General features: G+C 40.5%; 21 protein-coding genes and 1 pseudogene. 7 read left to right on the top strand and 15 right to left on the bottom strand.

Features of this window, described 5'->3' with window-relative positions:
• Positions 1–55: 55 nt before the first annotated feature.
• Positions 56–505, top strand: a pseudogene (locus VB740_RS25210) (tetratricopeptide repeat protein); the annotation flags it as partial.
• Between the two features lie 157 nt (positions 506–662).
• On the opposite strand, the gene VB740_RS25205 reads toward VB740_RS25210, so the two are convergent.
• Entirely contained in the window at positions 663–1148 is a 486-nt protein-coding gene (locus tag VB740_RS25205; RefSeq protein ID WP_323202606.1) for a hypothetical protein, read from the bottom strand.
• Positions 1149–1257: 109 nt separating this feature from the next.
• Entirely contained in the window at positions 1258–4368 is a 3111-nt protein-coding gene (locus tag VB740_RS25200) for an efflux RND transporter permease subunit (protein WP_323202605.1), read from the bottom strand.
• Between the two features lie 253 nt (positions 4369–4621).
• Between VB740_RS25200 and VB740_RS25195 the strand changes: the two genes are divergently transcribed.
• A complete protein-coding gene (locus VB740_RS25195) occupies positions 4622–5266 on the top strand; it encodes a hypothetical protein (protein WP_323202604.1) in 645 nt (214 codons plus the stop codon).
• 26 nt (positions 5267–5292) lie between these two features.
• A complete protein-coding gene (locus VB740_RS25190) occupies positions 5293–6096 on the top strand; it encodes a hypothetical protein (RefSeq protein WP_323202603.1) in 804 nt (267 codons plus the stop codon).
• Positions 6097–6167: 71 nt separating this feature from the next.
• On the opposite strand, the gene VB740_RS25185 is transcribed toward VB740_RS25190, so the two are convergent.
• Together VB740_RS25185 and VB740_RS25180 are read right to left on the bottom strand one after the other, a co-directional pair.
• Entirely contained in the window at positions 6168–6866 is a 699-nt protein-coding gene (locus VB740_RS25185) for a phosphatase PAP2 family protein (protein WP_323202602.1), read from the bottom strand.
• Between the two features lie 401 nt (positions 6867–7267).
• Positions 7268–8065, bottom strand: coding sequence for a hypothetical protein (locus VB740_RS25180; protein ID WP_323202601.1), 798 nt, complete (start codon positions 8063–8065; stop codon positions 7268–7270).
• A gap of 282 nt (positions 8066–8347) precedes the next feature.
• Between VB740_RS25180 and VB740_RS25175 the strand changes: the two genes are divergently transcribed.
• Positions 8348–8896, top strand: a complete 549-nt coding sequence (locus VB740_RS25175) for a PepSY domain-containing protein (protein ID WP_323202600.1) — start codon at positions 8348–8350, stop codon at positions 8894–8896.
• 63 nt (positions 8897–8959) lie between these two features.
• Here VB740_RS25175 and VB740_RS25170 read toward each other — a convergent pair whose 3' ends face one another.
• On the bottom strand, positions 8960–9868 hold the full coding sequence (locus VB740_RS25170; protein ID WP_323202599.1) for an SAM-dependent methyltransferase: 909 nt from the start codon (positions 9866–9868) through the stop codon (positions 8960–8962).
• Positions 9869–10430: 562 nt separating this feature from the next.
• Between VB740_RS25170 and VB740_RS25165 the strand changes: the two genes are divergently transcribed.
• The 3 genes from VB740_RS25165 (at position 10431) to VB740_RS25155 (ending at position 13633) form a co-directional block, all read left to right on the top strand.
• Positions 10431–12515 carry a BamA/TamA family outer membrane protein gene (locus tag VB740_RS25165; protein ID WP_323202598.1) on the top strand — a complete coding sequence of 695 codons (2085 nt, stop codon included), beginning with the start codon at positions 10431–10433 and terminating at the stop codon, positions 12513–12515.
• Between the two features lie 576 nt (positions 12516–13091).
• Positions 13092–13277 carry a hypothetical protein gene (locus tag VB740_RS25160; RefSeq protein WP_323202597.1) on the top strand — a complete coding sequence of 62 codons (186 nt, stop codon included), beginning with the start codon at positions 13092–13094 and terminating at the stop codon, positions 13275–13277.
• Between the two features lie 203 nt (positions 13278–13480).
• Positions 13481–13633 (top strand): DUF2127 domain-containing protein, encoded by a 153-nt coding sequence (locus VB740_RS25155; RefSeq protein ID WP_323202608.1) that lies wholly within the window; start codon positions 13481–13483, stop codon positions 13631–13633.
• Here the strand turns inward: VB740_RS25155 and VB740_RS25150 are convergent.
• The 10 genes from VB740_RS25150 to VB740_RS25105 form a co-directional block, all read right to left on the bottom strand.
• The gene (locus VB740_RS25150; RefSeq protein ID WP_323202596.1) at positions 13630–14874 is read right to left on the bottom strand and encodes a HAMP domain-containing sensor histidine kinase; all 1245 of its coding nucleotides are present in this window, start codon (positions 14872–14874) and stop codon (positions 13630–13632) included. The genes VB740_RS25155 and VB740_RS25150 overlap by 4 nt on opposite strands.
• Before the next feature lie 15 nt (positions 14875–14889).
• A complete protein-coding gene (locus VB740_RS25145) occupies positions 14890–15564 on the bottom strand; it encodes a response regulator transcription factor (protein WP_323202595.1) in 675 nt (224 codons plus the stop codon).
• Positions 15565–15669: 105 nt separating this feature from the next.
• A complete protein-coding gene (locus VB740_RS25140; RefSeq protein ID WP_323202594.1) occupies positions 15670–16413 on the bottom strand; it encodes a hypothetical protein in 744 nt (247 codons plus the stop codon).
• Positions 16414–16644: 231 nt separating this feature from the next.
• Complete coding sequence (locus VB740_RS25135; protein ID WP_323202593.1) at positions 16645–17412, bottom strand: hypothetical protein; 768 nt, start codon at positions 17410–17412, stop codon at positions 16645–16647.
• A gap of 126 nt (positions 17413–17538) precedes the next feature.
• A complete protein-coding gene (locus tag VB740_RS25130; protein WP_323202592.1) occupies positions 17539–18738 on the bottom strand; it encodes an MFS transporter in 1200 nt (399 codons plus the stop codon).
• A 162-nt stretch (positions 18739–18900) separates the two neighbouring features.
• Positions 18901–19290 (bottom strand): DUF1634 domain-containing protein, encoded by a 390-nt coding sequence (locus VB740_RS25125; protein ID WP_323202591.1) that lies wholly within the window; start codon positions 19288–19290, stop codon positions 18901–18903.
• Position 19291: 1 nt separating this feature from the next.
• Entirely contained in the window at positions 19292–20128 is an 837-nt protein-coding gene (locus tag VB740_RS25120) for a sulfite exporter TauE/SafE family protein (RefSeq protein WP_323202590.1), read from the bottom strand.
• Between the two features lie 47 nt (positions 20129–20175).
• A complete protein-coding gene (locus VB740_RS25115; RefSeq protein WP_323202589.1) occupies positions 20176–20556 on the bottom strand; it encodes a sulfite exporter TauE/SafE family protein in 381 nt (126 codons plus the stop codon).
• A 952-nt stretch (positions 20557–21508) separates the two neighbouring features.
• Positions 21509–22900: an MFS transporter gene (locus tag VB740_RS25110; RefSeq protein ID WP_323202588.1), complete on the bottom strand. Its 1392-nt coding sequence runs from the start codon at positions 22898–22900 to the stop codon at positions 21509–21511.
• A gap of 139 nt (positions 22901–23039) precedes the next feature.
• On the bottom strand, positions 23040–26159 hold the full coding sequence (locus tag VB740_RS25105) for an efflux RND transporter permease subunit (RefSeq protein ID WP_323202587.1): 3120 nt from the start codon (positions 26157–26159) through the stop codon (positions 23040–23042).
• Position 26160: the final 1 nt, after the last annotated feature.

Here is a 26160-nt window from a genome sequence, read left to right as displayed (position 1 = left end):
TAGTACAGAGTGAAGTATTTCGTGACCGTTTGGCTAAATTATCGTTCAAATCACACTAAGAGGTTTGGCAAAGTCTCAATTAGGAGATTTTAAAGCAGCCGTTATTGACTTCGATCAAGCACTGCGATTAAATCCCAAGCATACAGATGCTTACAACAGTCGGGGAACTGCTCATGCGGAACTAGGAAGCATTCAAGCTGCGATTGCTGACTTTAACCAGGTAATAAAAATCGATCCGAAGTCTGTAGATGCTTACTACAATAGGGGTTTTTTGAATTATAGACAGGGAAATCACAAGCTGGCGATTTCAGATTTTAACTTAGCACTAAAAATCAATCCCAACTTAGCTGATGCCTATGGCAACCGAGGACTTGCTGAATATGCTTTAGGCGATCGCAAAAGCGCTATTACCGATTTACAGCAAGCTGCAAGTCTGTTTCAACAAGAAGGAGATACCCAGAGGTATCAGCAAACACAAATTCTTCTTCAGCAGATTCAGCAGTAAGCAATATTCAGGCTCGAAATTAGGTAAAAATCATTTTTAATCAGTTTATTTTCAGGGTGGGCGAGGAAGGCTTACCCTGAAATTTAGGCTAACTTAATGAATGACTATCAATATAAGCCATAACTGCCCTGCAAGCGATGTCTAAATACTCGGATTACTAATTAAAACTAAACCTCCCGTTGACTTTTTCACCACCAACATCCGCAGTAACTTTTACTTGATATTGACCCGTCGTAATTCCCTCCAGCTTAGTAGCGTAGTGTTTACCATCAGCATCATATGTTAGGGGAACTGTTTTTTGCTTTCCATCTGGTGACTGAATATCAGCAGTAACTTTCGCATTTGGAACTGCTTCGTGTTTATCACCTGTTTGCAAATATAAATCTAAGTGAGTCGTACTACCTTCTTTCTCAGGCACTAACTCTAAGTGATATTTTCCTACTTCAACAACTTGAGCATTTTTACCATGCGAATCGCCATGAGCAGATGTTTCAGTTTTGGCGGCTGGTTCGGTTTTGCTAGTATTTTCTGTAGAAGAACTAGAAGGATTACTACTGGACTCAGAAGCTTGATTACCACAAGCTCCCAAAAAAAGTAATCCTACACTGGCGAGAACAACAAAACCTAATTTGAATGATTGCATTGATTTACTCCTCATTGATTATTAGAAAAATTTCGCTCAATTCCTATGTAGCGCCTGAATATATCGAGATTCCCAGGTGGACATCTGGGAAGAATTAATAAATTAAGTGTCATACAACTGAACCTTGAGTAACATCGATTTCTTGTACTTGTGTAGTCTTTTTGGGAACCAAAAATTTACCAAATAGCGAATATAAAGCCGGTAAAACTAAGAGTGTTAAAGCAGTGGAAGTAACCAAGCCACCTAACACTACCACAGCCAAAGGTTGTAAAATTTCCTTACCTGCACCAGAACCAATTACTAGGGGAACCATACCTAGTGCTGACGAAAGTGCTGTCAGGAGAATCGCAACTAATCGTTCCATCGAACCATCAACAATTACTTGTTTAAGTGGTATTCCCTCAGCGAGGCGATTGTTGTAGTTATCTACTAACAGCAATCCATTGCGAGTAGCTACACCAAATAGAGTGATAAAACCAACCATTGAAGCGACGGATATGATCCCACCACCGATAGCAACAGAAATTACACCGCCAATTAACGCTAGTGGCAAGTTAATCATAATCATTGCCGTGGCAGGAATTGACTTAACCGCAAAGTAAATCAGCACAGAAATTGCTGCTAGCGCGATCGCACCTGCAATCATCAATGTCTGCGTTGCTTGTTCCTGTGCCTGAAACTGACCGCCAAATTGGACATAGTAGCCTCCAGGCAGTTGAATTTGTTTGACGCGATCGCGTACATCTTTAATTACAGAACCCAAATCTTTTCCCGAAACGTTAGCAGAAACCACAATCAACCGGGAAACATTTTCACGATTAATCGTACTTGGCCCCGTACCATAATCTACTTTAGCAACCTGGGATAAGGGGATTTTTTGCCCGTTGGGTGTATCTACCAACAAGTTACCAATCACGTCCAAATTGTTACGGGAGCTATCTTGCAACCAGACAACGAGATTAAACGTTTGTTGCTTCTCCAACACTTGAGAAACTGCTTTGCCATTCAATCCAGTCTCTATAGTTTCTGCTAGTTCTCCCACAGTTAGCCCATAACGAGCTGCTGCATCGCGGTCAAATTGAATTTGAATTTGTTTGACTGGGACTTGGGGCTCGAGTTGCAGATCCACAATGCCGGAAATACCACTCATGGCGGATTGTACCTGTTTACCAATAATGCGGAGTTGTTCGAGTTCGGGGCCGTAGATTTTGACAGCGATCGCACTTCTTACGCCAGAGAGGATATCATCTATGCGGTGTGAGATAAATCCACCGATATTTGTCGCCACACCAGGAAGTTTTTCAAACTCTTTGCGGAGTACTTCAACAGTCTTGTCCCGATTTTTCGCCCCTTCTTCGCTAATCTGCACATCCAACTCGCCAAAGTTGACCCCTGCCACTTCCGGATCTCCTTGAGCAAACCCAGCTCGCAACGCAATGAAATCGAAGCGGCGATCGTTTTTGAGAGCATCCATTACTGCCAAAGCTGCTTGGTCAGTTGCATCTAAGGATTCACCAGGTAAGAGAACCATTGAATTGACCAAAGAACGGTCTTGGAACTCTGGTAAGAAGACTTTGCCTAACCCAGGCAGAATAATTATGGAAGCTACAAAGCCCGCAAGTGCCACCCCTAAAATCACCTTAGGGTAACGAATCGAGAACTTCAACGCTGGACGATAAAATTGATGTGTTTTGCGCTCTAGCCAAGTTTCCGCACTTGGTAAACGGCGATTTGCCAGTAGTAAGGCACATAAGGCTGGAGTTAGTGTCAATGCAACTAAAGTAGAAGCGAGAATCGATAGCAAATATGCCATTCCCATTGGGGTGAAAATGCGACCTTCTACCCCAGACAGGACAAAAATCGGTGCAAATACTACTGCAATAATGACTGTAGAAAATAGAACACTAACACGTACCTCCACTGAACCGTCGAACACTACTTGTAAAGGATTTTTCGGGTTGCCTGCTATTTGGTTTTCCCGCAATCGGCGGTAAACGTTTTCCATATCAACGATCGCATCATCCACCACTGAACCAATTGCAACTACTAGTCCACCCAAGGTCATTGTATTAATGCCCTGTCCAGTCCAACTCAAAATAATCATGCCTAACAGTAACGATAAAGGCAGCGCACTAAGGCTAATAATTACTGTGCGCCAGTTCATCAAAAAGATAATCAGGATGATTGAAACGATAATGATGCCATCCCGCAGAGCTTCCTCAACATTTTTCACCGAAGCTTCGATAAATAAATCTTGGTCAAAGGTTTTAGTAAACTTAACATCCTGCGGTAGCCCTGGCTTAATCTCCTCCATTGCTGCTTCCACAGCTTTGACTACAGTGGGTGTATCTGCGGCAGGCTGCTTAGAGACAGTTAAAATTACTGCTCGTTTCCCTTGGAATAATCCATCTCCTCGTCTTAATCCTGGGCCAATTTTGACCTCTGCTATTTGTTCCAGTAATACGGGTGTACCTTTAACCGCTTTGATAACCGAACGCTTGAGTTGATTGATTGACTCTATTCGCCCAATTCCCCGAATTAGTGTTTCTTGGTCAGGAGTAATCAAAAATCCTCCCGGCACATTGACGTTAGCATTCTGCACTGCTTGAGTAACTTCTGGGAGGGAGACATTATAGGCTTTGAGCTTGTCAGGGTCAACCAAAACTTGATACTGTCGCTCATCGCCACCATAGAGAAAAACATTACTCACCCCTGGTACAGCCAGCAAGCGATTTTTCACATCCCAGTTGACAATGCGCCATACCTCCATCATGTCGGTGCTTTGGGAGGAAAAAGCGTATTTGACAGCCCATCCCAAGGGCGAGTTAACAGGCAGAATTTCCGGTTGCTCTACCCCTTGTGGTAGTTTCACCCCTTGTAATCGCTCTGTTACCAGTTGACGGGCGCGGTATATATCAGTATCCCAGCTAAAGACAGTTTTTATAGCAGAAATCCCAATAGCAGATGAAGACCGAAGAGATTCCAGTCCTGGTGTGCCATTAATCGCGCTCTCAATTGGGCGAGTCACCAAAGACTCGATTTCTTCTGGTGCTAAACCAGAAGCTTGAACTTGAATTTCTACTTGTGGCGGAGCAAAGGCAGGAAATACGTCGAGCGGCATTTGCGTTATCACGCGCAATCCCCACAGACTAATTAATATGGAGGCAATAACGATTAGCCACCTTTGCGCGATCGACCATTTGACAATGGAATTGAGCATTTTTGAGACAACTCAAGGGTTTTTTGCTTGACGATACAGTGAATCCATTCGGGATAATCTGTAGTTTTGACAATCTGGCACTGTATCTAATGTCTCAAATGAAGATGAAATCAGGATGAAATCAAAGTTGAATAATGGTAAGCTAAAAATTCGGCAGATGTACCGCGAGTGAATGTCTTACCCTTGCTAGCAAATGCTTTTACTCCCTATGAGCAAACCTTTTTTGAATTAAGTTGAGCAATAGAGGTAAGTGATGGCAAAAGGTAAACGTAGCGGTGGAAAAGGGTTTAGTAAACCACCTAAGCCACCACATCTCGATAGCTCATTAGATTTTGAAGAATTAGTTAACGGCAATCTTATTTTAGTAGCGAACGTAATCACCAACGAAATTAAAGGGATTGGAGATGCCTTTACATTTATAAAATATAACGAGTTGACTGACGAATTATCAGATTTTAGGTCAGCTATTGCTACCGCATTTGACTCCTCATTGATTAGACTGGCGAAGCGGCGACGAATTGAAGAAGGTAAGGGTTTACTAACTCTGACTCCAAAACGTTATCGTCAAGAATGGGGGCTTAGTGATAGTTCTGACGGTGAAATAGTTTTTAATTGGTGGACTTTACCAGAGTTGAAAGTTGCTCAAGAACGGAGCTACATATTTGGTGGAACCCGAATTCTTGCCAAATTAACAGAATCTCTAATTGTGCATTCTCAAGAAAGGTTTCCGGTTATCTACCACGCTGTTCCATGCACAAGTGGAAATGACCAGGTAAATTATATGCATCTCATGTTTACTGTTCCACTCAGTTCCAACGAAGCAGCAAAATTTCTTAGTATCAATATAATTGAACATGAAACTAGACCTTTAACAGAACTTTTACCTCCTAGCTCCTAAAAAGTCACTTAAAAACAAACAATACTATGTCTAAAATCCGTATTGGTAATACTATAGTTAAAAGTAATGAAAAGTTAAGACAAATACAATCACAAGTTTTTACTAATTATGGCTATCAAAAAGTGAATGATTTTTTGCTCAATGATAGCAGAGATTTTAGAGTTGTATTTGATATGTTATGGGAAAAATATCATAGTCAGCCCAAAATTTTTTATGATTCTACCTTAATAAAGGTATTAGAGGAATCGAAATCATTTAAAAAGTTTATACTAGCTGTTAATATACAAACAATTTCTCAGATGAGAATTCCTTTTGATAAATTTTATATCCCGTGCTTAAAAGAATGTTATCAGAATTATGAGACTCATAAAGAAATAGGTGCTAGAGGTTGGGTAGTCGGTGTTATTCCTTTTCTCGGTGCTACTTACCCTGAACGTCGAAAATTTTTATCGAATTTAATTGACTCTTTGGATATTACAGAAAATATTAATTCAGGAAGAATTATTTATTTAGATAAGCATCTAGCTTTAACTTATAAACAAGATGATTCTAAAAACCAAGCGTTAGGAGAACTATTGTTTGCAGCAAGACGTTCTGAAGATTTATGGTCTTTTGATCAAACAGATGTTTTTGTACCTGTAAAATCCTTACGTCAAGCTAAAATTGCTATAGCTAGTTACCAAGGTAAGCCCCGAAAAGGAGAATTAGTAGGAAACGATTCTGCACGTTTTTCCAGATTTTTAGGCTTGGATATTAGAGATAGCTATGCATATATGCCTGGCTATGAAGAATTAGTTAATTATAAAGGAAAAGGCTTCCAAAAGCGATAATTCATTGTGACTAGCTACAACTAATACCAATTCTCCATGAAGATACACCTTAACGAACGTTATTGAAGGTTTTACTCTAATAATTGCCCTTGCCTCAATTTCTGTAGCTTCAGCATTGTAATACATATCATCAGCCACAAAAATCCAACACCATATCCTGCAATTACATCTGTAGGCCAATGAACACCTAAATACAGCCGACTAATCCCTATTGCCGCTATTAAAATAACTGCTAAAACATAGATTATTTGCGAAAGTTTCGGATAGTGAGTAGTTAATATATACGCAATAAAACCATACATTACCATAGAACCGAGTGCATGACCGCTAGGAAAACTGAAAGACTTTTCAGAAATTAAAAGTTTCCAAAGTTGCGGACGGGGTTTTGAGAAAAATAACTTTAAACCTGTATTTAAAACTAATGCTCCTAAACAGGTAAGCACAAAAATATATGTTTCTACTCGGTAACGTCGCCACAAAAGTGTTCCTAAAGTTACTCCTGCAACTACTACTACTGTTCTTGGATTACCGAGATTCGTTATAAATAGCATCAAATTATCAAGACTCGGATTGGCAAATTGATGTAGCCATAATAAAAAAGATGTATCAAATGCAAAAGCTTCTTGCTCTAAAACTTCTTCAGCAAGCTTGGCGACAACAAACAGGATCAGCAGACAAACAGTAAGTCCAACTATACCAATTGTGGCAATTAAAGGAGCTAAATGAGGGTATATATGGCGTAACCAAAAGGTAGAAATTTTTCGGCTCATTGAGTATGTCTAAGTCTGTTATGGACTTATAGCTTACGGAACAGAGTAGTAGATTGTTCAGCGCTGTTGCACCCTACCAATGTCAGTAAAACAATTGCAGTTATGGGGATGATGTAGATTAAGCGTTTCATAATACCTCTCTGGTAAATAATATAAAGCACTTTTAATAATGAGAAATCGTCAAGAACCGATGGTATCAGCTACTATATCAGCAAACCTGTCCTCTAGAGTTGCTGGAGACGTGAGAAGATTCTAGGGAGGTTTTCGTTCGCACAAACACTGTTACAGTCTATACTCATCTGCACTAACACAGATGTATATCAGCCGTTTTTGCATCTTGATTGCGGTTTCTATTGGTTAATTTACCAAAACATATTAGTATGTTGCTGGAACGATGAACTTTAATATTTAAAAACCTTCTCCAGATTGTCCACTTCATCTAGTATAGGGGTTGCAAGACGAGCGTAATCTTCAGATGATTTCGCTGCCTCAACACTAGCAAAAAGTGCATCAAATTTCTGTAATTGTATAGTTTCTCCACGCGCTAAGATAGATGGTCTGACTGCATTCCATGTACGGCGTATCTCCGAGGCAGTTGTTTTCAGGTGGCTTGTATTTCCTGTTGCTGACCAAATTTCCAACTCACGTCCGTAGTAGTCAAGCAGCGTTACCTCGACTGGTACTTTTGGTTCAAATTCCTTGATAATATTGACAGCAATTAACGTCACTTGATTAGCATCACGCATTGCAGATATGCGATTTTTAGCGGTAACAGCTTTGGTGAGTGTTGCTATTTTGGAATCCAACTGCGCTAATTCTGTTTTATTCTGAACGTTGATTTTTGTATGTAGGCTTTTTGCTGCATTTCCCAGCAAGTTAAGATTAGCTGTGGCTTTTGTCCAATCATTGGCTTTAGCCATATCGTAGACGCTTTCACCATATTCACCCACTTGGCCCAGAGAAGTTGGTACTTTATCATCATTTACTTCAGTATCAGCATCGTTAGCTGCATCTAGCTTTTCTCTGTTTTCATTGACTTCCACATCTTTATTAATCGTCATCTGAGTACTGCTGTGATGCTGTGGCATAATTGCAATAGGTAACTGGGGTTGATTTGTAGAGATAGCTTTTGCCAAACCAGCGATACCTAAAGTACCAAGCAAAGAGCCGATAACAATGATTTTTGTTGAGTTATTCATAAATCCTACATACCTCAATCCGTGTTTGTAGTTTTACTATAGATTGCATTTGTTAAAAACTTGGAAAGTTCTGATGGAGTGTCAAAAAATTTTAAATCCTTCTACTAAGGCTCAGATACAGTTAGCAACCTAATTTTTTATAATCTCAACCAGTCTTTCCGACTTCTTGACTTTTTATCTTTAAAGTAAAGCTGTAGCAACTCAAAAATAGGTGTGAACAACACAAGTAAGAATAATTATTTTGGATTGCTCAAAAAACAAAATTTTCCAGGATTGACACAGATGAAAACTTCAACAAAAATCGCTTTAGCAGCTGCTTTGATGAGTATTTTAGGTATTGGCGCAGTGGTAAAAACCGTAAGTGCCTCTCCTTCTCAAAACAGTGTACAAGTAACTCAGGTTAGTGACGGAGATGGCGAAGCTAATGACGCTACAGAAGCTCCTGAAATCAATAATAATGGTGTTCATAACACTAAAATAGCTCAAGCAAGTGACGGTGACGGTGAAACTAATGATGATCAACAAGAACAGCAAGAGGACAAAAAACTACAAGCTTTAGCTAAAATTACAGCAGAACAAGCTAAACAAGCTGCTGAAACCTCTGTCGGTACTAAAGCTAGTAGTGTAAAACTAGAAAATGAAGATGGAAACTTAGTTTATGCTGTAGAAATTGCTCAGAAAGAGGTAAAAGTTGACGCTGGTAATGGTAAAGTTCTCTACACTGAGAATGCTAACCAGGAAAACGATAAAGATGAAGCTTCTCGTCCAAAGAGTAGCATTCAAGTTACGGAGAATAATAACGAACAGGAAACAAATGAAGGTAGTAAGTAGAGTAATCTATCACTAGTTGTAAGTGATGTTTAGCTGTAAATAGCTAAATACGAGGTTGTTGAATCATCTCTTTTCAACAACCTCCTTTGTTTTTACTAGATCGCCGACGGCGGGGCTTCTCTCAAGCAATACAATACTACCTTGCTGCTGAATTTTTTCCCAATATTCATTAGCAACCCATTTCATAATTATTTCTAGTAACCAGGTAAATTTTATCCCTCGGTTTAGTCGGTGTAACTTTTTCCATGCAGATACAGATTTTGCAACTTTCCAATTATACTGTTGAAAAAATTCTGCCCCTTGCTCAGGAGCAAATAACAAGGTTTTATTTCCATTCGCAAAATATTGGTCAAAAATTTTTCGAGCGTAAACTTGATCGTAATTTTTTAACGCTAATGATGATTCCAATTCAAATAGCCACCAATTCAGATTAGATTGCTCATAAATATCGGTTGCAAGTAATGCTACTTGGGTTTCATGTAGATATGATAGCAACCCTTCTGTAATCACTAGCGTCTGTCTTGTTGCAAGATTAATCTCGGAAAAAAAAGTCCTTCTCAATGCCAGGTTGGTAATATCGAGTTTGACACGTTCAAGCCAACACAAAGGTTGCTCGTCTTTAAGTGCTTGTTCTTTGTAAGCAATGATTTCCGGCAGGTCAACTTCAATCCAACGAAGTGATGCATATAAAGGTAATCGATAGGGTCGAGTATCTAACCCCGCAGCAAGATTGATTACAGTGTCAATCTTTTTTGAATTAACTAACTGTAAAATCAAGTTATCAATAACATAAGTGCGGATGGCGATCGCATTTGTAATTTTGTCTTTCTCCCCTATAACCTCAACAAGCATTTCACCTTTTCCACCAGCTAACATACGCGCTAATGGATCTTTAAATAATGCATCTACACGTTCGCTTTCCAATGCGCGATACATTGCCACTAGATAGGCAGTTTCGGCAAGATTAATCATCGAATAAAGTATTATTTGTGATTCTGGCTAGACTTTAAAAATATTGCAGATGTAAAATCCTAAAACTTTAGGCAATATTAAAAATTGCACTTTTATATCACACTATAGTAACAGCAGCTACTATCACTTTTGCGTAATCTTTTATTGCATTAACTCCTTTAATTAGAGTTAAACAACCTGGATGAGTAAGGTTGTTGGATTGAATTATAGAGAACAAAAGTTAAGAACTCGGAAAGATTTACTTCAATTTAATTAAAAAATTATGCTGCGCTCGCTTTAGCAATAAAGTCATAAAAAAATTAAGTCATTTATCTGAATCTTTCCAAGTTCTTGACCTTTACTGCTTATAATCACAAACCTATATTTCAGATAAATTTACACGATGAATACTTCAACTAATCCGGCTATAGCTATAGCTTTCATCAGTATTTTTGGCTTTGGTGGTCAGTTGCTTTGCATAACAGCATGATTACTTTGCGATGGGCTATGCCCCGCCGGAGGCGATCGCTAAGTGGCTCCTGTGGAGTCCCGCGTGTGGTAACTATGAGGAATGTAAAGTAAAATGCGTCTATTCCCCGTATTGGTAGCAGTAGTAGCAATTGCAGTTCCTCTAAGCGAATGCAAGAATGCAAATGCACAAACTGCTGACAGTTTAAAACAGACAACAAAGGTTTTTACACCAAGAATCAATCAGCAGTCGGAAAAAGACTCCGACACCACTCTTAGTCAAAAGAATGCCAACGCGTCTGCGGCAATACCTGTATTTCCCATAACTCCAGGAAATACTCAAACCAACAAAGCCTCAGAAGCAACTGAAGCCCGTGTGTTGATATCGGAAGTAGCAGTTAGATATCAGGTAGGGCAAATCTTACCAGAACTAGAAAACCAAGTATACAAAGTAATTCGTACTCAACCAGGACGAACCACAACCCGTTCCCAATTGCAAGAAGATATAAACGCTATATTTGCTACTGGCTTCTTCTCCAATGTTCAAGTAGTGCCAGAGGATACCCCTTTGGGAGTAAAGGTAAGCTTTGTAGTGCAGCCTAACCCTGTTCTGACTAAGGTAGAACTACAAGCCAATCCTGCTACAGGTGTTCCCTCTGTACTACCTGCTAATACTGCGGATGAAGTCTTTCGTGAGCAGTATGGCAAAATCTTGAATTTGCGTGACTTACAGGAGAGTATCAAGCTATTAACTAAGCGGTATCAAGACCAGGGTTACGTGCTAGCAAACGTGATTGGAACACCGCAAGTTTCCGAAAATGGAGTTGTCACCCTGCAAGTAGCAGAAGGGGTGGTGGAGAATATTAGAGTCCGGTTCCGCAATAAAGAAGGTCAGGAAACAGACGAAAAGGGACAACCAATTCCAGGTCGGACACAACAGTATATTATTACACGAGAGTTGGAGTTGAAACCGGGACAAGTATTCAACCGTAATACCCTGCAAAAAGACTTGCAACGGGTATATGGGCTAGGACTATTTGAAGATGTAAATGTCTCCCTTGACCCTAGCACTGACCCCAGCAAAGTAGATGTAGTGGTGAATGTGGCCGAACGCAGTGGCGGTTCGGTTGCAGTTGGGGGTGGCATTAGTTCTGCTAGTGGACTGTTTGGCACTGTTAGCTATCAACAGCAAAACCTAAACGGAAGAAACCAAAAATTGGGTGCGGAAGTACAGGTGGGACAGAGGGATTTGCTGTTTGACCTGCGATTTACAGATCCCTGGATTGCGGGAGATCCCTACCGGACTTCTTACACAACTAATCTTTTTCGCCGTAGCTCGATTTCGTTGATTTTTGATGGCAAAAATAATGATATTAAGACCTTTGAAACAGGAAAAACGAATGGCGATCGCCCCCGTGTCCTCCGTCTCGGTGGCGGTGTCACCTTTACCCGTCCCCTGAGCAATAATCCCTACAAAAATTCTGAATGGACAGCTTCAGCAGGTTTGCAGTATCAACGAGTTTCCACCCGTGATGCCAATGGAAACATCAGAAAAGAAGGAACAGTGTTCAAGAATGGAGCGCCCACGGAACTGGTTCCACTTAGTACATCTGGACAAGGTGAAGACGATTTGCTACTTTTGCAACTAGGGGTACAAAGCGATCGCCGTAACAACGCCTTACAACCGACTAGCGGTTCTTATCTCCGTTTCGGAGTCGATCAGTCAGTACCAGTGGGGCTAGGCAATATTTTTCTCACCAGGTTGCGAGGTAACTATAGCCAATATTTCCCTGTCAACTTTATTAGTCTTACCAAAGGCCCACAAACTTTAGCATTTAACTTGCAGGGTGGAACTATCCTTGGTGACTTGCCTCCTTACGAAGCCTTTACCCTTGGTGGTAGTAACTCCGTCCGGGGTTATCAAGAGGGAGGATTAGGTAGTGGACGTAGTTATATACAAGCATCTGCCGAGTATCGCTTCCCAGTTTTCTCAGTCGTCAGTGGCGCACTATTTTTTGATATCGGCAGCGATCTGGGAAGTAGTACCAGATCAGCGGAGGTGCTGAACAAAAACGGTAGTGGCTACGGTTATGGTCTTGGTCTGCGCGTACAATCGCCACTTGGGCCAATTCGCATTGACTATGGCATCAATGGCGATGGTGACAACCGTATCAATTTTGGTATTGGCGAAAGGTTTTAAGTTATTAGCAGTCAGCGATAAATAGCAAATAATCGCTGACTGTCCTGGTTTCTAATTGTGATTTTGAAACTTTCTGGAATAATCTCAAAATAATGTCATTCCTTCTCAAAAAGTCAATTCTTTCCAAGTTCTTGACTTTTTATCTTTAAATTGAGAGCGCAAACCCCGAAATACATTATATGACTACAGACGTTCAACTTGCTTTAGTGAAAGTAGATCCTGATGGTCTGTAATCAATATTTATCGACGAAATCGGGAGATTAATGCTTTAAGTCAATGGAAATTTCTGCATCTGCTTTTTTGATAAATATCAACCTGAAAGTTCTCGACGTTTTAATAGTAATTCTTTGCTTGTCAGCTATCCTATTTTATTGTTACTCAATCTATTCAGCAGTTGTCACCTTTGGGTAATCCTATATATATGCTCCCAATTTTTATCCACCCATTACTATCCTGAAGCCAATTTGCGGACTGGACAGAGATATCTACGAAAATTTAGCAACATTTTGCCGACAAGAATATTCAACTTACCAGATTATCTTCAGCGTCCGTAGCTCGCAAGACCCTGGAATAGATGTGGTCAAACAAATTATCCGAGACTTTCCGAGACTAGATATTCAGTTAATAGTCTGCGATCGCATTATTGGTACAAACCTAAAAGTGAGTAATCTGGCCAATGCTTTATCTTTCGCCAAATACGAGGTTTACAGGCTTTGGATTTATATGGAAGGGCAGAACTATAAAAGCGATCGCACAAACTGACAAATCAGCGCTTGTGCGATCGCTTGATATTATTTTCACCCTGATACTTGTCCCAGTTGTCTTTCGTCTAGTTTCTTAATTCCGCCCGTAGTTGATGATTACATAGCATAGGTTTGAATTATTACTGACCTAAGTGGTATGTCTGTAGTCATACCAACACCTTTAAAAGAAACAGAGTATACTAAAGTCTGTGCTTCACCTAGATTTTCAATACCTTTGAGAGAAACTGTCAGTGTAGTACCAGGAGTTCCGAAATATTTCAGTTAATTAAAGGGGTGAGAATTTTAAAAGTTTTAGTCTTTATGGTTAATATAGCTGTACTATGGTATTTAATAAGACATTTTTATAAACATTAATTAAGCAAACTTTCTGATAAATGCACTGTAAAACAACTACCAATTCCGAGTTGACTTGTAACAGTAATTAGTCCGCCATGATTTTGGGCGATCGCTTGGGCAATAGCCAACCCTAAACCAGAGCCACCAGAATTATAAGAACGTGATTTATCTGCTCGCCAAAAACGCTCAAAAATGTTTTCTAAATCTCCTGGTGCAATTCCTACACCTGTATCTTGGACATTAACTACTACATGGGAAGCACTACGATTAGCGAGGATTTCTACTGTCCCTTTTGACGGTGTGTAGTGGATAGCATTTTGAATTAAGTTAGTAAATAATCGTGTTATCTGATTCGGATCACCTAACAGATAAAGCTTTTCAGTCAATTGACTTTTCAGATTAATTTGTTTAGCCATCGCTTGCGGCTGATATAGTTGCACTAAGTTATTTAAAATTGAACTAAGATTAACAGTTTCTTTAATGTGGTTAGGAATATTATCATGACGAGCTAAAAATAGTAAGTCTTCTGTAAGTCGAGTCATTTGGTTAGTAGCACTAGAAATAGCCTGAAATTTTTCTGCGTCAGTTTCCCGCATTCCTTCTGGATACTTTAGCGCTACCCCTGCATTACTTGTAATTGCCATTAAAGGACTGCGGAGTTCATGGGAAGCGTCAGCAGTAAACTGTTTTAACCGTTCAAAGCTTTCTTCAATTGGTTGCATCGCTTGACGAGTTAGCCAAACTCCACCAGCACCACTAATAATCAAAGCTACAACAATTCCACCGCCTAATCCCAAATCTAATTTATTTAAAGTTTCATCGAATTCTTCTAGAGATTGACTAGCTCTTACATATCCAATGAATTGTTTATCATCACTACTAATAATTGGTAAAGTAACAGACTGAATACGATTTTTACCAACTGTACTGATTTGTTCTCCTTCTTTTACATGAGCAGGTAAACTTAAAATATTTTGTCCCTGTTTTTCTATGAGATTACCTTTAGTATCAAACCAGTTTACCCCTTGATGATTTTCAAACAATTTATCTTGAGGTAAGTCATTTTCAATTTTAATTTTACCGTGATCGAACTCGGCATTAGCAGCAGCAACTTGTGCTAATGCAGCAAGTTTTTGTGTTTGTTGTTTATAGAGGCTATGGCTAAAGACAATCCGAACGGCAATTGCAAATCCACCTAAGATTAATGATAATACGATTAAATAAGACAAGAGTAAACGACGGCGAATTTTTTCAAACATCAGCCAAATTTACCCTTACTTAGGACACAGACGATAACCAACACCGTAGACAGTTTCGATAAAATCCTCTGAACTTCCTACTGCTCTGAGTTTCTTTCTTAAATTTGTAATATGAGTTTTAACCGTTTCTTCCCCGGACAATTTATCAAACTCCCACAATTTATCTAAAATTGCCGAGCGAGTTAAAACTTGAGTAGGATTTTTCAAAAAGCATTCTAATATCATGTATTCTTTATGTGTTAATGATAAGGGCTTGCTTGCATAGGTCACATAACAATTATTAGGGTCTAATTGTAAATCGCCGTGAATTAAAATTAATCGGTGAGTTTCTGGGCTTCTCCGAGATAAAGCTCTAATTCGTGCTGCTAATTCTTCTAGTTCAAATGGTTTAACTAAATAATCATCTGCACCAGCATCAAGTCCAATTATTTTATCTGGTGTTGTATCTCGTGCTGTCAACATCAAAATAAAAGCGTTACATTTAGCAGCACGTAACCGTTTACATAAAGTAACTCCATCTAAGCGTGGCAACATTAAATCTAATAAAATTAAATCATAATTACCTGCTTCGGCATATTCCCAACCTTCAATTCCATCACAAGCAATATCAACAGCATGATGCTGGTGTTTTAAATCTTCGGCTAATGGTTTAGCAATGCGATCGTCATCTTCAACTATTAAGATTCTCATATCTTTGGTGCTATACCAAAAATCAGAAAGGGAAAATTTAGCAACCCTACGATTCCAAGGATGAGAGGTGTTCCTATTATGGGGTGAGTTATCTCCTTAAACGCATCACTCAATTTGGTGACGCACCTTTTTCTCGTTTCGCACGGAAAAGAATAGGACAATTGCCAGCAGGATAAAGGCGATCGCCGAAGCATATTCCCTTGGCAGTGAGAGACCGCCATCTTTAACTGGTTTAGTCAAAAAATCTCCGAAGGTGGCTCCAAAGGGGCGTGTAAAGATGAACGCGAGCCAGAATAGGAGAATATCGCTCAACTTTGTTACGTAGTGAAGGGCGATGACAACACCAATGACACTGGCTGTCACGAATGCGCCCTGGATATAGCTTAGTCCCAAGTTGCTTGTCAGAAAGTCACCAAAGGCGGTTCCCAAACTGTTGGAGAACACGACAGCCAGCCAATAGGTGGTCTCTGCGTCTTTCCTCGCGATCGGATAAACGCTCAGATCCCGATCTCGGTAGTACCAGATGGCAAGAACGCTCAACAGACCGGCTACCAGAATCAGCGATCCCACTGCGTAGCCCAGCCCGAAAGATCGATCCATTAAGTCTGAAACTTCGGTTCCGGCTGTGGTTGTCGCAATGATCGCCACCCAGTAAAGGGCTGGACGATATCTATCGGATTGAATTTGAAAAAATAGGAGAATGGCCAGGAGGGCGAAAGTTACGGCAAAGGCTATGTAATACCCCAGCCCAAGAGTCATTGAGATGAAGTCCCCTGCCGTTTCACCAAGCGTCGTGGCGATAATCTTCATGATCCAGAAGAAAATTGTGACTTTTGCAACTTTGTTCATTTATTTTTCACAATAAAAAAATAGTAAGTCATGATAATTCAGATTAGCTCAGTCTGGTAGAAACAACTAATATCTGAATGGCACGCTTGAAAAGCTCTAAGCTATGTGGAATAAGCACTACATTGAAAGCTATTGAACAGTCAAAAGATAGGTTAGGTAATCGCAAATTTCCAATCAAATCGCCTCTTCACAAACAGAAAAATGCCATTCGTTCGAGAAGGCGATCGCTAATCAGTCTTGTCCGTCAATCGACAGTAAGGCTGGTTTCTTCTGCTTAAGGCTTAAGTAAATAACCAGACTCGCGATTATAGAAAGAAAAAGCATACTGGTTCCGACAGTACCAAAACCAAAGCCTCCATTTTTAGCAGATTGGGATAGTAAATCACCCATAGATGCTCCAAGGGGACGAGTCAAGATGTAAGCTAACCAGAATGCCAAAACTGCATTCATCCGAAAGTAATAATAAGCGATCGCAATGATTGCAATTGAAGCGCCAAATATCAGTGCTGATTGTGCATAACCCAGTCCAAAAGCCTCTGCTAAAAGGTCTCCTGTTGAAGTACCCAAGGCAAACGTAAACAAAACAGCTACCCAATAAAAAAGCTCTCTTTTAGCTGTATTGATGGAGTGCATGGCTAATGTCTTTTCGTTTGAATACCACAGCGCAAAAACTACCAACAAGGAAACACTAAAAATTACAGTAGTTGTCACCAAACTAACTCCAAGCTCGTCTACCAATCTATCAGTGATTAGTGTGCCAACGATACTTATCAAAACGACCACAAACCAGAAACTTACTGGAACATAGCGTTTCAGCTTAAACTGATTCAATAGCGCAATCAGTAACACGCTGCTCATAATGTAGGATGTAACACCTAAACCAAGGTTCAGGGTTGCTGACAGAAAATCTGCTGCGGTTTCACCTACTGTGGTTGCCAGAACCTTAATCATCCAGAAGTAAATTGTCACCTCTGGAACCCTGTTTAACATCTTCTTCATAATATTTGTCCTTCTCGATTTTTCGCTAGAAGTTGAGATGACATCACATCTTTATCTGAACTTGCAGGTTCATCATAGAGAGAAAAAGTCAAGAACTTGGAAAGATATTGCTGACAATGAAGATTTTTACTCTCTACCCACTGATTTCCGTCTTCTGCCTTCAAATACCAGCAGTAATGCAATCGCACTCAAAGCGAAAATACTTCCAGCGATGAAAGTTGCTTTTGGACTGATTGTTTGCCATAAAATACCTCCCAACAGGCTAGCTGGTAAAAGCGCTACACCAATAGCCAAGTTGATTAATCCAAAAGCAGTACCCCGTAGATGGGACGGAACTCTATCTGCTACCAGTGCTAACAATATGCCTTGACTCATCCCCTGATGCAGCCCATACAGCGCAAACAGTCCCCATACCTGCCAAGGAGCATCAACGAATGCAAAACCTAGATATGCTAAAGCATACACAGAAAATCCACCCACTAGTAGCCCCAATCTACCAATGCGGTCAGATAGTAATCCTACTGGATAAGCACTCAGAGAGTAAGCTATATTCATTACAACCAGGGTGAGCGGTATTAGCGAGGCAGACACTCCAGCTTGCTGTGCTTGCAGCAATAAAAAAGCATCGCTAGAATTACCAAGATTAAATAGTAGCGCAACCGCAACTAGCACCCAGTAGCTTTTACCCAAACTTTGCAAAGCAGACCACTGTAGAGGATTATTCTGTCTTTGACTGTTTATATTGCTGGGTTCGCGCACGCCAATTGCCAAAAGAGCTACTGCTAAGATACCGGGAAGCACTGCTAACCAGAAAACTAGGCGAAAGTTCTGTCTAGAAAAAGACATCAACATAAATGCCATCAGTGGCCCGGTGAATGCGCCGATGGTGTCCAGAGATTGGCGTAAACCGTAGGCGGCTCCACGATGAGCGCTATCGGTAACATCTGCTACTATTGCATCGCGGGGAGCTACACGAATTCCTTTGCCAACGCGATCGCCAAAACGAGCTATTAATACCGATGCAGGACTAGTTGCTAATGCGAACAGGGGTTTAACTAAGGTAGATAGGCCATAACCAGCGACAGCCAATCTCTTACGCTGTCCTAAATAATCGCTTAAGGCTCCTGAAAAGACTTTTAACACGGAAGCAGTTGATTCTGCTATTCCCTCAATCCACCCAACTGTTAGCAAATTTGCCCCTAATACCGAAACTAGAAATAACGGCAACACCGAATGAATCATTTCGGAACTAATATCAGTTAACAAACTGACAAATCCCAAAACCCAAACATTGCGGGGGATGGTTTGAAAAGTTTTTGTTGCCACTGTTGCTGTTACCTTTGGGTTGATGACTGGTAATTCGGTGCAAAGAGAAAGCTGTAATTGTTAAATCACGATTAATTGCATTTATCATCATCACACTTGACGATGAAATCAGAATGAAATTCTATTAGCTGAGGAATTAGGCATTTTAACTACTATCTTTTTCTAAGAATTGCCACCCAAAAGGCTGTAAATTAACCCAGTTAGTACAATCAAAGTCACAATTATATAAGTCAAGTCCCTTTGCCGCACAAACGCAAACAGGGAAAATGCCACTCGTGCAATCGGTGTGGCGATTAATAGCAGTAATCCAAATTGGATGATGCCACGACGACGACCTGCTAAAACTGCTGTTCCTACTCCCTCTAAAGAGCTAAAATCTGTGGGTTCTCCCCGAAAAAACTGGTAATTGGCAGGACTATTCCCATAGCGAATCAAGTACAAAATTCCACCTACTAAAACTACGGTAGTAGCACAAAGAACCCCAAATCTTAAAAGGTTGCCAACAAACTGCTCAACTTGATGTTCGCTCCATTTGCGCCTGGGTTGAGACATTCTAAATCCCTCCCGTTAAACCTTTGTAGATCATCTCAATTGCCAGCCCCAAAATAACAAGGCTGAAGATATTTCGCAACAGTCCAATCCTTGCTCTTACAAGTACTCTTGCTCCTAACAAAGCACCAAGCAGTACCCCCAACATTACTGGCATTGCCAATCCCGGATCAATGTAACCCCGCTTCAAGTACACTCCAGCGCTAGCTGCTGCCGTTACGCCAATCATAAAATTACTAGTGGTGGTAGAAACCTTAAATGGAATACGCATGGCTTGATCCATTGCCAGCACTTTAACAGCTCCTGAACCAATGCCAAGTAACCCTGAAAGTACCCCAGCGACAAACATCAGTCCAAATCCAACTGGTACTGCACGGACATTGTAAAATTTTTGTCCATCAGGAGTTGGGTAACTACCGTTCAGTTTGAGAGAAGTTGCTAGAGGATCTGGCGGTTCGCTCTCTAGGTGTTCAACACGGTGTTGACGTGATAGGTAGGCACTATATAGTAGAACAATGCCAAAGACAATAGCGATCGCTCTAGTAGAAACTATCCCCGCCACAATTGCCCCAACTATAGCTCCTCCTGTTGTCGCCACTTCCAAGAACATCCCCAACCGCAGATTTGTGTAACCTTCCTTAACGTAGGCGGATGCAGCCCCGCTAGAAGTGGCAATCACAGATACCAATGAAGCGCCAATGGCGTATCGAATGTCAACCCCAAACGCCAAAGTTAAGAACGGTACAATTACCACTCCACCTCCTAACCCAGTCAGCGAACCTAGAAAACCTGCGGTTAAGGAACCAAACCAAACTAATAAGGAGAATTCTAAAATGTTCACATTCGTGAGTTTTATATTACTTTAATTGCTAATTTTGAGGCACTAAGTTACAAAGCTGAATCGCCTACGTTTGTAAACATTACTCGAATAGCACTAACAAGCAGTAAAACTCCAAATATTCTCATTAATATCACATTAGATAATCCGGTTCCTATTTTAGCACCAAGCCATCCACCTAATACAAAACCTAAGCAGAGCAATGCTGCTATCTTCAGGTCTACATATCCTTGCTTGTAGTAAGTCCATGCAGCCAAGATATCAATAGGAGGAACAAGCAAAGCTAATGTTGTACCCTGAGCTTGGTGTTGAGAAAAACCAAACATAAAAATCAAAGCAGGTAGAATAATTATTCCGCCTCCAATTCCGGTCATTCCGCTTACTATTCCTGCAATAAGTCCCAAAATTAGACAAAGCAAAATGTTATCCATACCTCAAAATCCTTAATTTATTGCCGTAAATTAGAACATCTTCTGTCTACAATAATAGAAAATTTATTTAATAGAAGCTTGTCATTATTATGAATAAAGTATGTCAAGTTTTTTGAAAAATATAATTTAAGTTTATTCACTAACTTGAAAATTAGAAAGAAATGATTGTTCGCATATATCCTATCAATTCTCATGTAGATCACTATTTAATATGTAAACACCTTGCCTAACAAGACTCAAATCCTAAAGTAAACTCTGATTGAATTACAGCCAATCCTTGGTTTTTATTTTGTAAGTCTTTAGTTGCAAAGTTAAATATGAAAATTCTGTTTTATATTAATTTTTTCCAAAATACTTAATTTCAGCTTACCGAAGCATATTGATACAAGCAATCATTCTTTTTTGTCAAAATGATAAATAAAATTAATTGAATCTTCGCTAATAGGTTTTAGGGATACTTGATTATCTTGGTTAAGTAAACCTAAAGACTTATTGGGATATTTCTATTTTTATCCTCTGACAACACTATTTCAACCAGTTGCCACTACCTGCTCAAAAAGTTGAGAAATTTGAGTATAAAAAATTTTCAGTATTTGAGTAACACAAACTGACCAGTGATGTTACCAAGTCATGCCGAGTTTTTTACCTAGTCTATAAAGCTAAGAGTCCCAGTTTTTTCAAAAATGGTGATCGAAATAACGTATCGAGTTCCCTAATATTAAAAATAAAAGCCTTAAGCACCTGATAAAGTTGAGGGTTATTCTCGCCTGTGATACTTTCTAATAAATTTAAATATACACTTCTGGCTCTTTTACAGCTAGTTTCTAGAACATAAACATGAGCAAAGATGCGGAGTTCATTCTAACCTTTTTACCGATGCTCCGATGAAACATCGGCAACATTTTCAATCTCATCTTTCTCAATCTCTTTAGCAAAAATTGGCAACAGCAATTTAGTGACTATGGCGATGGTGAATGTCCCTAGTGTGAGGGTGAGTGTGATAGATAATCGTCGTGTGTTCGTGAACATGGTTGTGAGATTCGCCTATAGCCATCCCCTCATCGTGGTTATGCTGATGGTGTTCATCGTGGATGTGTTTATGTTCATGCACACTAGGATAGTGGAGATGTTCGTGTTCATGCTCCTGAGGTGAAAGGGTAATTTGCACTACCACTAGCAGCATCAAGCCTACTAAGCTACCATAAAGAAACTCGCGTTCAGCAAAATAACTTCCTAACCAACCTGCAAGAGGGTAGGAGATTGCCCACCAGAGATGACTCCAGGCAAAGTGTGCGCCATAAACCCGCCCTTGTACACCAGATGGGATGCGGTCTGCAATTAATGTCTGAGTGGGTAAATTCACTAAACTTTGCCCTGCACCCGCCACCAACCATAACAGCATCAGTGGTGCTAAATTTGCGTAGTTAGCAGGCAACAAAGCCAATGTTATCAAAGTTGCACCAATCAAAACAAATGTTGTCCGGGGCAAACTTCTATTGAACGTACCAAAAATAACTGCACACAGGGTTGCACCAATACCAAAAGCTGCCATCACCCAGCCGTACTGCACTTCTCCCAATTTGAGTGTACCTTGAACATAGCCAACAGTATTTACTAAGATTTGCGCTCCGGCAATTGATGCGACTAGCTGCATTGCTAGCGCGTAACGAATAGGTGCATCTGAAAGGAGGCGAGTTGTACCGTCTTTAATGTCTGCCCATGTTCGGCGTGTTGTTCTGGAAGGCTGTTGATTTTGTGCAACGACGAGCTGACCTGGTAGGGTGAAGATTAAGACTGCTGCGATCGCAAAGCTGAGAGCATCCAAATAGAAAACTTGTCTCGCACCAATGAAGGCGGCGACACTCCCAGCGATACCAGGGCCAAGTACACCAAGTAATTGAAAAGTAGCAGCCGAAAGAGCGATCGCGCCTGCATAGTCATTCTCACTCGTGACTAATGGAATCGTGGCTTGGTAAGTTGGGGTAAAGAAAGCATTAAAGACGTTAAGTGCAAATATTAATACGTAAACTTGCCAAATCTGCGTCACAAAAGGCAACATACCCACAATTAGCATTCTGAATATATGGGTAACAACCATGATTTTCTTACGATCAAGGCGGTCTGCGATCGCACCTGCAAGGGGAGACAGCAACACAAAAGCAGTCACACGCAGAGTCAAAGCTACTGAAAGCACAACCGCAGCATTCTTTCCAGCTAACTCAAAGGCCAGAAGGGCTAAACCCACCCAAGTAAGTGCATCGCCCAATAAACTAGTGGTCTGAGCAGTGTACAGCCTTGCAAATACCGGATTTCTCAAAGCTAAGAAAAATGTCAAGGTATTCATTTATCAGGGGGGCATAGTTACACAAGTCTTTTATATCAATATTTTAACAAAAATGGGGGGAGGGGGCATATTTATCAAAGCTAGGAAAATTGTCTCGCCAGGATTCTATTAGATAAAATTCCTATGATATTTATCATTGCTAAAAAACTGCTTTTGGTACTTTGCCATCCTCTACAATTGACATAGTACGCTTAGGCAGCAATAACTTACCAAACTTGGCATACAAAGCAGGCAAAACTACTAACGTTAACGCCGTAGAGGTAAACAACCCACCCAACACAACTATCGACAATGGTTGTAAAATTTCTTTCCCAGGGCCACTCTCAACTACTAGAGGTGCTAATCCTAAAGCAGAGGTAAAAGCTGTCATTAAAATGGCATTCAGACGTTCCATTGACCCTTTAATCAGAACTTCTTTAAGTGGTATACCCTCGGCAAATTTAGTGTTGTAATTATCCACAAGTAACAAACCATTGCGGGTAGCAACTCCAAATAGAGTGATAAAGCCAACCAAAGAAGCAATAGAAATAACGCCGCCAGACAAAGCTACTGAAAATACTCCTCCCACCAACGCCAAAGGTAAGTTAATCATAATCATGGCGGTAGAAGGAATAGATTTGACAGAAAGATACATAATGACTGTAATTGCCACAAAGGCGATCGCACTCGATATTAAAATATTCTGAGTTGCTCTTTCTTCTGCTTCAAATTGTCCCGCATACTGGATATAGTAACCAGCAGGTATCTGTACTTGCTGTTTAACTTTAGCTTGAATTTCATTGACGATAGAGCGCAAATCTCTACCATTAGCGTTAGCAGAAACAACAATCAGACGGGAGACATTTTCTCTATTTATAGTATTAGGCCCAGTACCATTTTCAATTGCGGCAACCTGTGCTAAAGGAATTTTTTGCCCATTAGGGGTATCTACTAACAAATTGCGAATAGTATCCAAATTCTGCCGTGCATCTGGCTTTAACCACACAGCTAAATCGAAAGTTTGTTGTTTCTCTAAAACTTGAGATACTACTCGTCCATTCAGAGCAGTTTCAATAATTTCAGATAGTTTTCCTACTGTCAAACCATACCGTGAAGCAGCAGGTCGGTTGAACTTAATTTGTATTTGTTCAATCGGTATTTGGGGTTCTAGTTGTAAATCTACAATCCCATTCACAGTTTTCATAACATCATCAACTTGCTGTCCAACGGTGCGGAGTTGTTCTAAATCGGGGCCGAAGATTTTGACTGCGATCGCACTTCTGACTCCAGACAACACCTCATCCATGCGGTGCGAGATAAAACCGCCAATGTTTGGCGCTACCCCCGGTAACTTAGCAAATTCCTCCCGTAACTTCTCAATTGTCCCCTCCCTGTCTTTCATCCCTGCGTCGCTTAACTCAATATCCAAGTGTCCCAAATTCACCCCTGCTGCATCCCCATCTCCTGGCGCACGTCCAGAACGCAATTGCACGTATGGAAATCTAGAGTCTCCCTTGAGTGCGTGCTGAAGTGTTTCACCAGCTGCATTAGTAGCTTCTAGAGAAACCCCCGGATAAAGAGTTAAGGTATTCACCAAAGTTTGCTCCTGAAACTCTGGTAAAAATATTCTGCCAAAGGAGGGGACAATTACAGTAGCAGCCACCAAGCTAGCGATCGCAGCGCCTATAACAATTCCAGAACGCCGCAGAGAAAATGTTAATAGAGGATGGTACAGTCCTTTAAAAAATCTTGCTACCCAAGGTTCTGTTTCTGGCAAACGACCATAAGGCAGTAAAATTGCACATAAAGCTGGAGTCACCGTTAATGCCGTGATACTCGAAGCAATAACTGCTGCCATATAGCCTAATCCCATCGGGATAAAAATGCTGCCTTCTACACCAGCTAAAGCAAAAACTGGAGAGAAGACAACTATGGTAATGATGGTAGCTCCAAATACTGAATCCCGTACCTCTTGACAACCGTCAAATACAACATCTAAAACTGGACGCGGGTTGCGTGAATATTTATTTTCTCGCAGGTTACGGTAGACATTTTCAGCATCGACAATTGCATCATCAACGGCTGAACCAATTGCTACTGCTAACCCTCCCAACGTCATGGTATTTAAACCTTGTCCCAACCAATTTAGTAATAGTACTCCCAGTAATAAAGATAAAGGTAAGGCAGTTAAACAAATAGCAAGGTTACGCCAATTCATCAAAAAAGGAATTAGAATTAGAGCAACAATAATACTGCCTTCAATTAAAGCCTCTCGAACATTTTCAATAGAAGAATCGATATAGTTTTCTTGACGAAAAGTAGGTGTGACTCTGATATCTTTGGGTAAGCCTGCTTGAATCTCTAACATCGCTGCTTCAATAGCACGGGTGACGGTAGGAGTATCGGCTTGAGGCTGCTTGTTAATCATCACAACAATTGCCTTTTGACCGTTAAAACTGCCATCGCCCCGTTTAATAGCTGCACCAATTTGCACATCAGCGATATCTGAAATTTTGACAGGCGTACCATTACGGGCAGTAATTACTGATTGCTGTAATTCTTCTATAGATTCAATCCTGCCAATACCACGAATTAACTTTTCTCGGTCAGGAGTAATTAAATAGCCACCAGGAGCGTTAACATTGGCAGCTTTGGCTGCTTGCTCTACGTCTTCTAAAGTGACATTAAAAGCTCTTAACTTGGCTGGATCTACTAATACCTGATATTGGCGAACATCGCCACCATACGCCACTACCTGACTAACACCAGGCACAGCTAAAAGGCGGTTTGTCACTTGCCAATCAACAATCCGCCGCACTTCCATTAAAGAAGTATTTTCTGAGGTAAAAGCGTATTGTAGTACAGTGCCAATGGGAGAGCTTGTAGGGGAAATTTGGGGAGTTTCTACCCCTTCGGGAAGCTTACTTTGCGCTTGTTGTAATCGCTCTGTTACCAGCTGACGAGCTTGATAAATATCAGTGTCCCAATCAAAAATAACTTTGACAACAGAAATTCCTGCTGCTGAAGATGAGCGTACTGCTGTCACTCCAGGAGTACCGTTAATCGCACTTTCAATTGGTAAAGTTACTAGGGATTCTAATTCTTCAGGGGCGAGTCCTGGTGCTTCAGTTTGAATTTCGACTTGGGGTGGTGCAAAGCTAGGGAAAACATCCAAAGGCATTTGGATAATTGTCCGAAATATCCAAATTGTCAGGATAATTGTACCCAGGATAACTAACCAACGGCGAGCGATCGCCCACTTGATGATAGCACTGAGCATA

Source organism: Nostoc sp. UHCC 0251, from assembly GCF_034932245.1.
GTDB lineage: Bacteria > Cyanobacteriota > Cyanobacteriia > Cyanobacteriales > Nostocaceae > Nostoc.
Note: the sequence above shows the minus strand (reverse complement) of the source record. Positions and strands in the feature narration are given on the sequence as shown.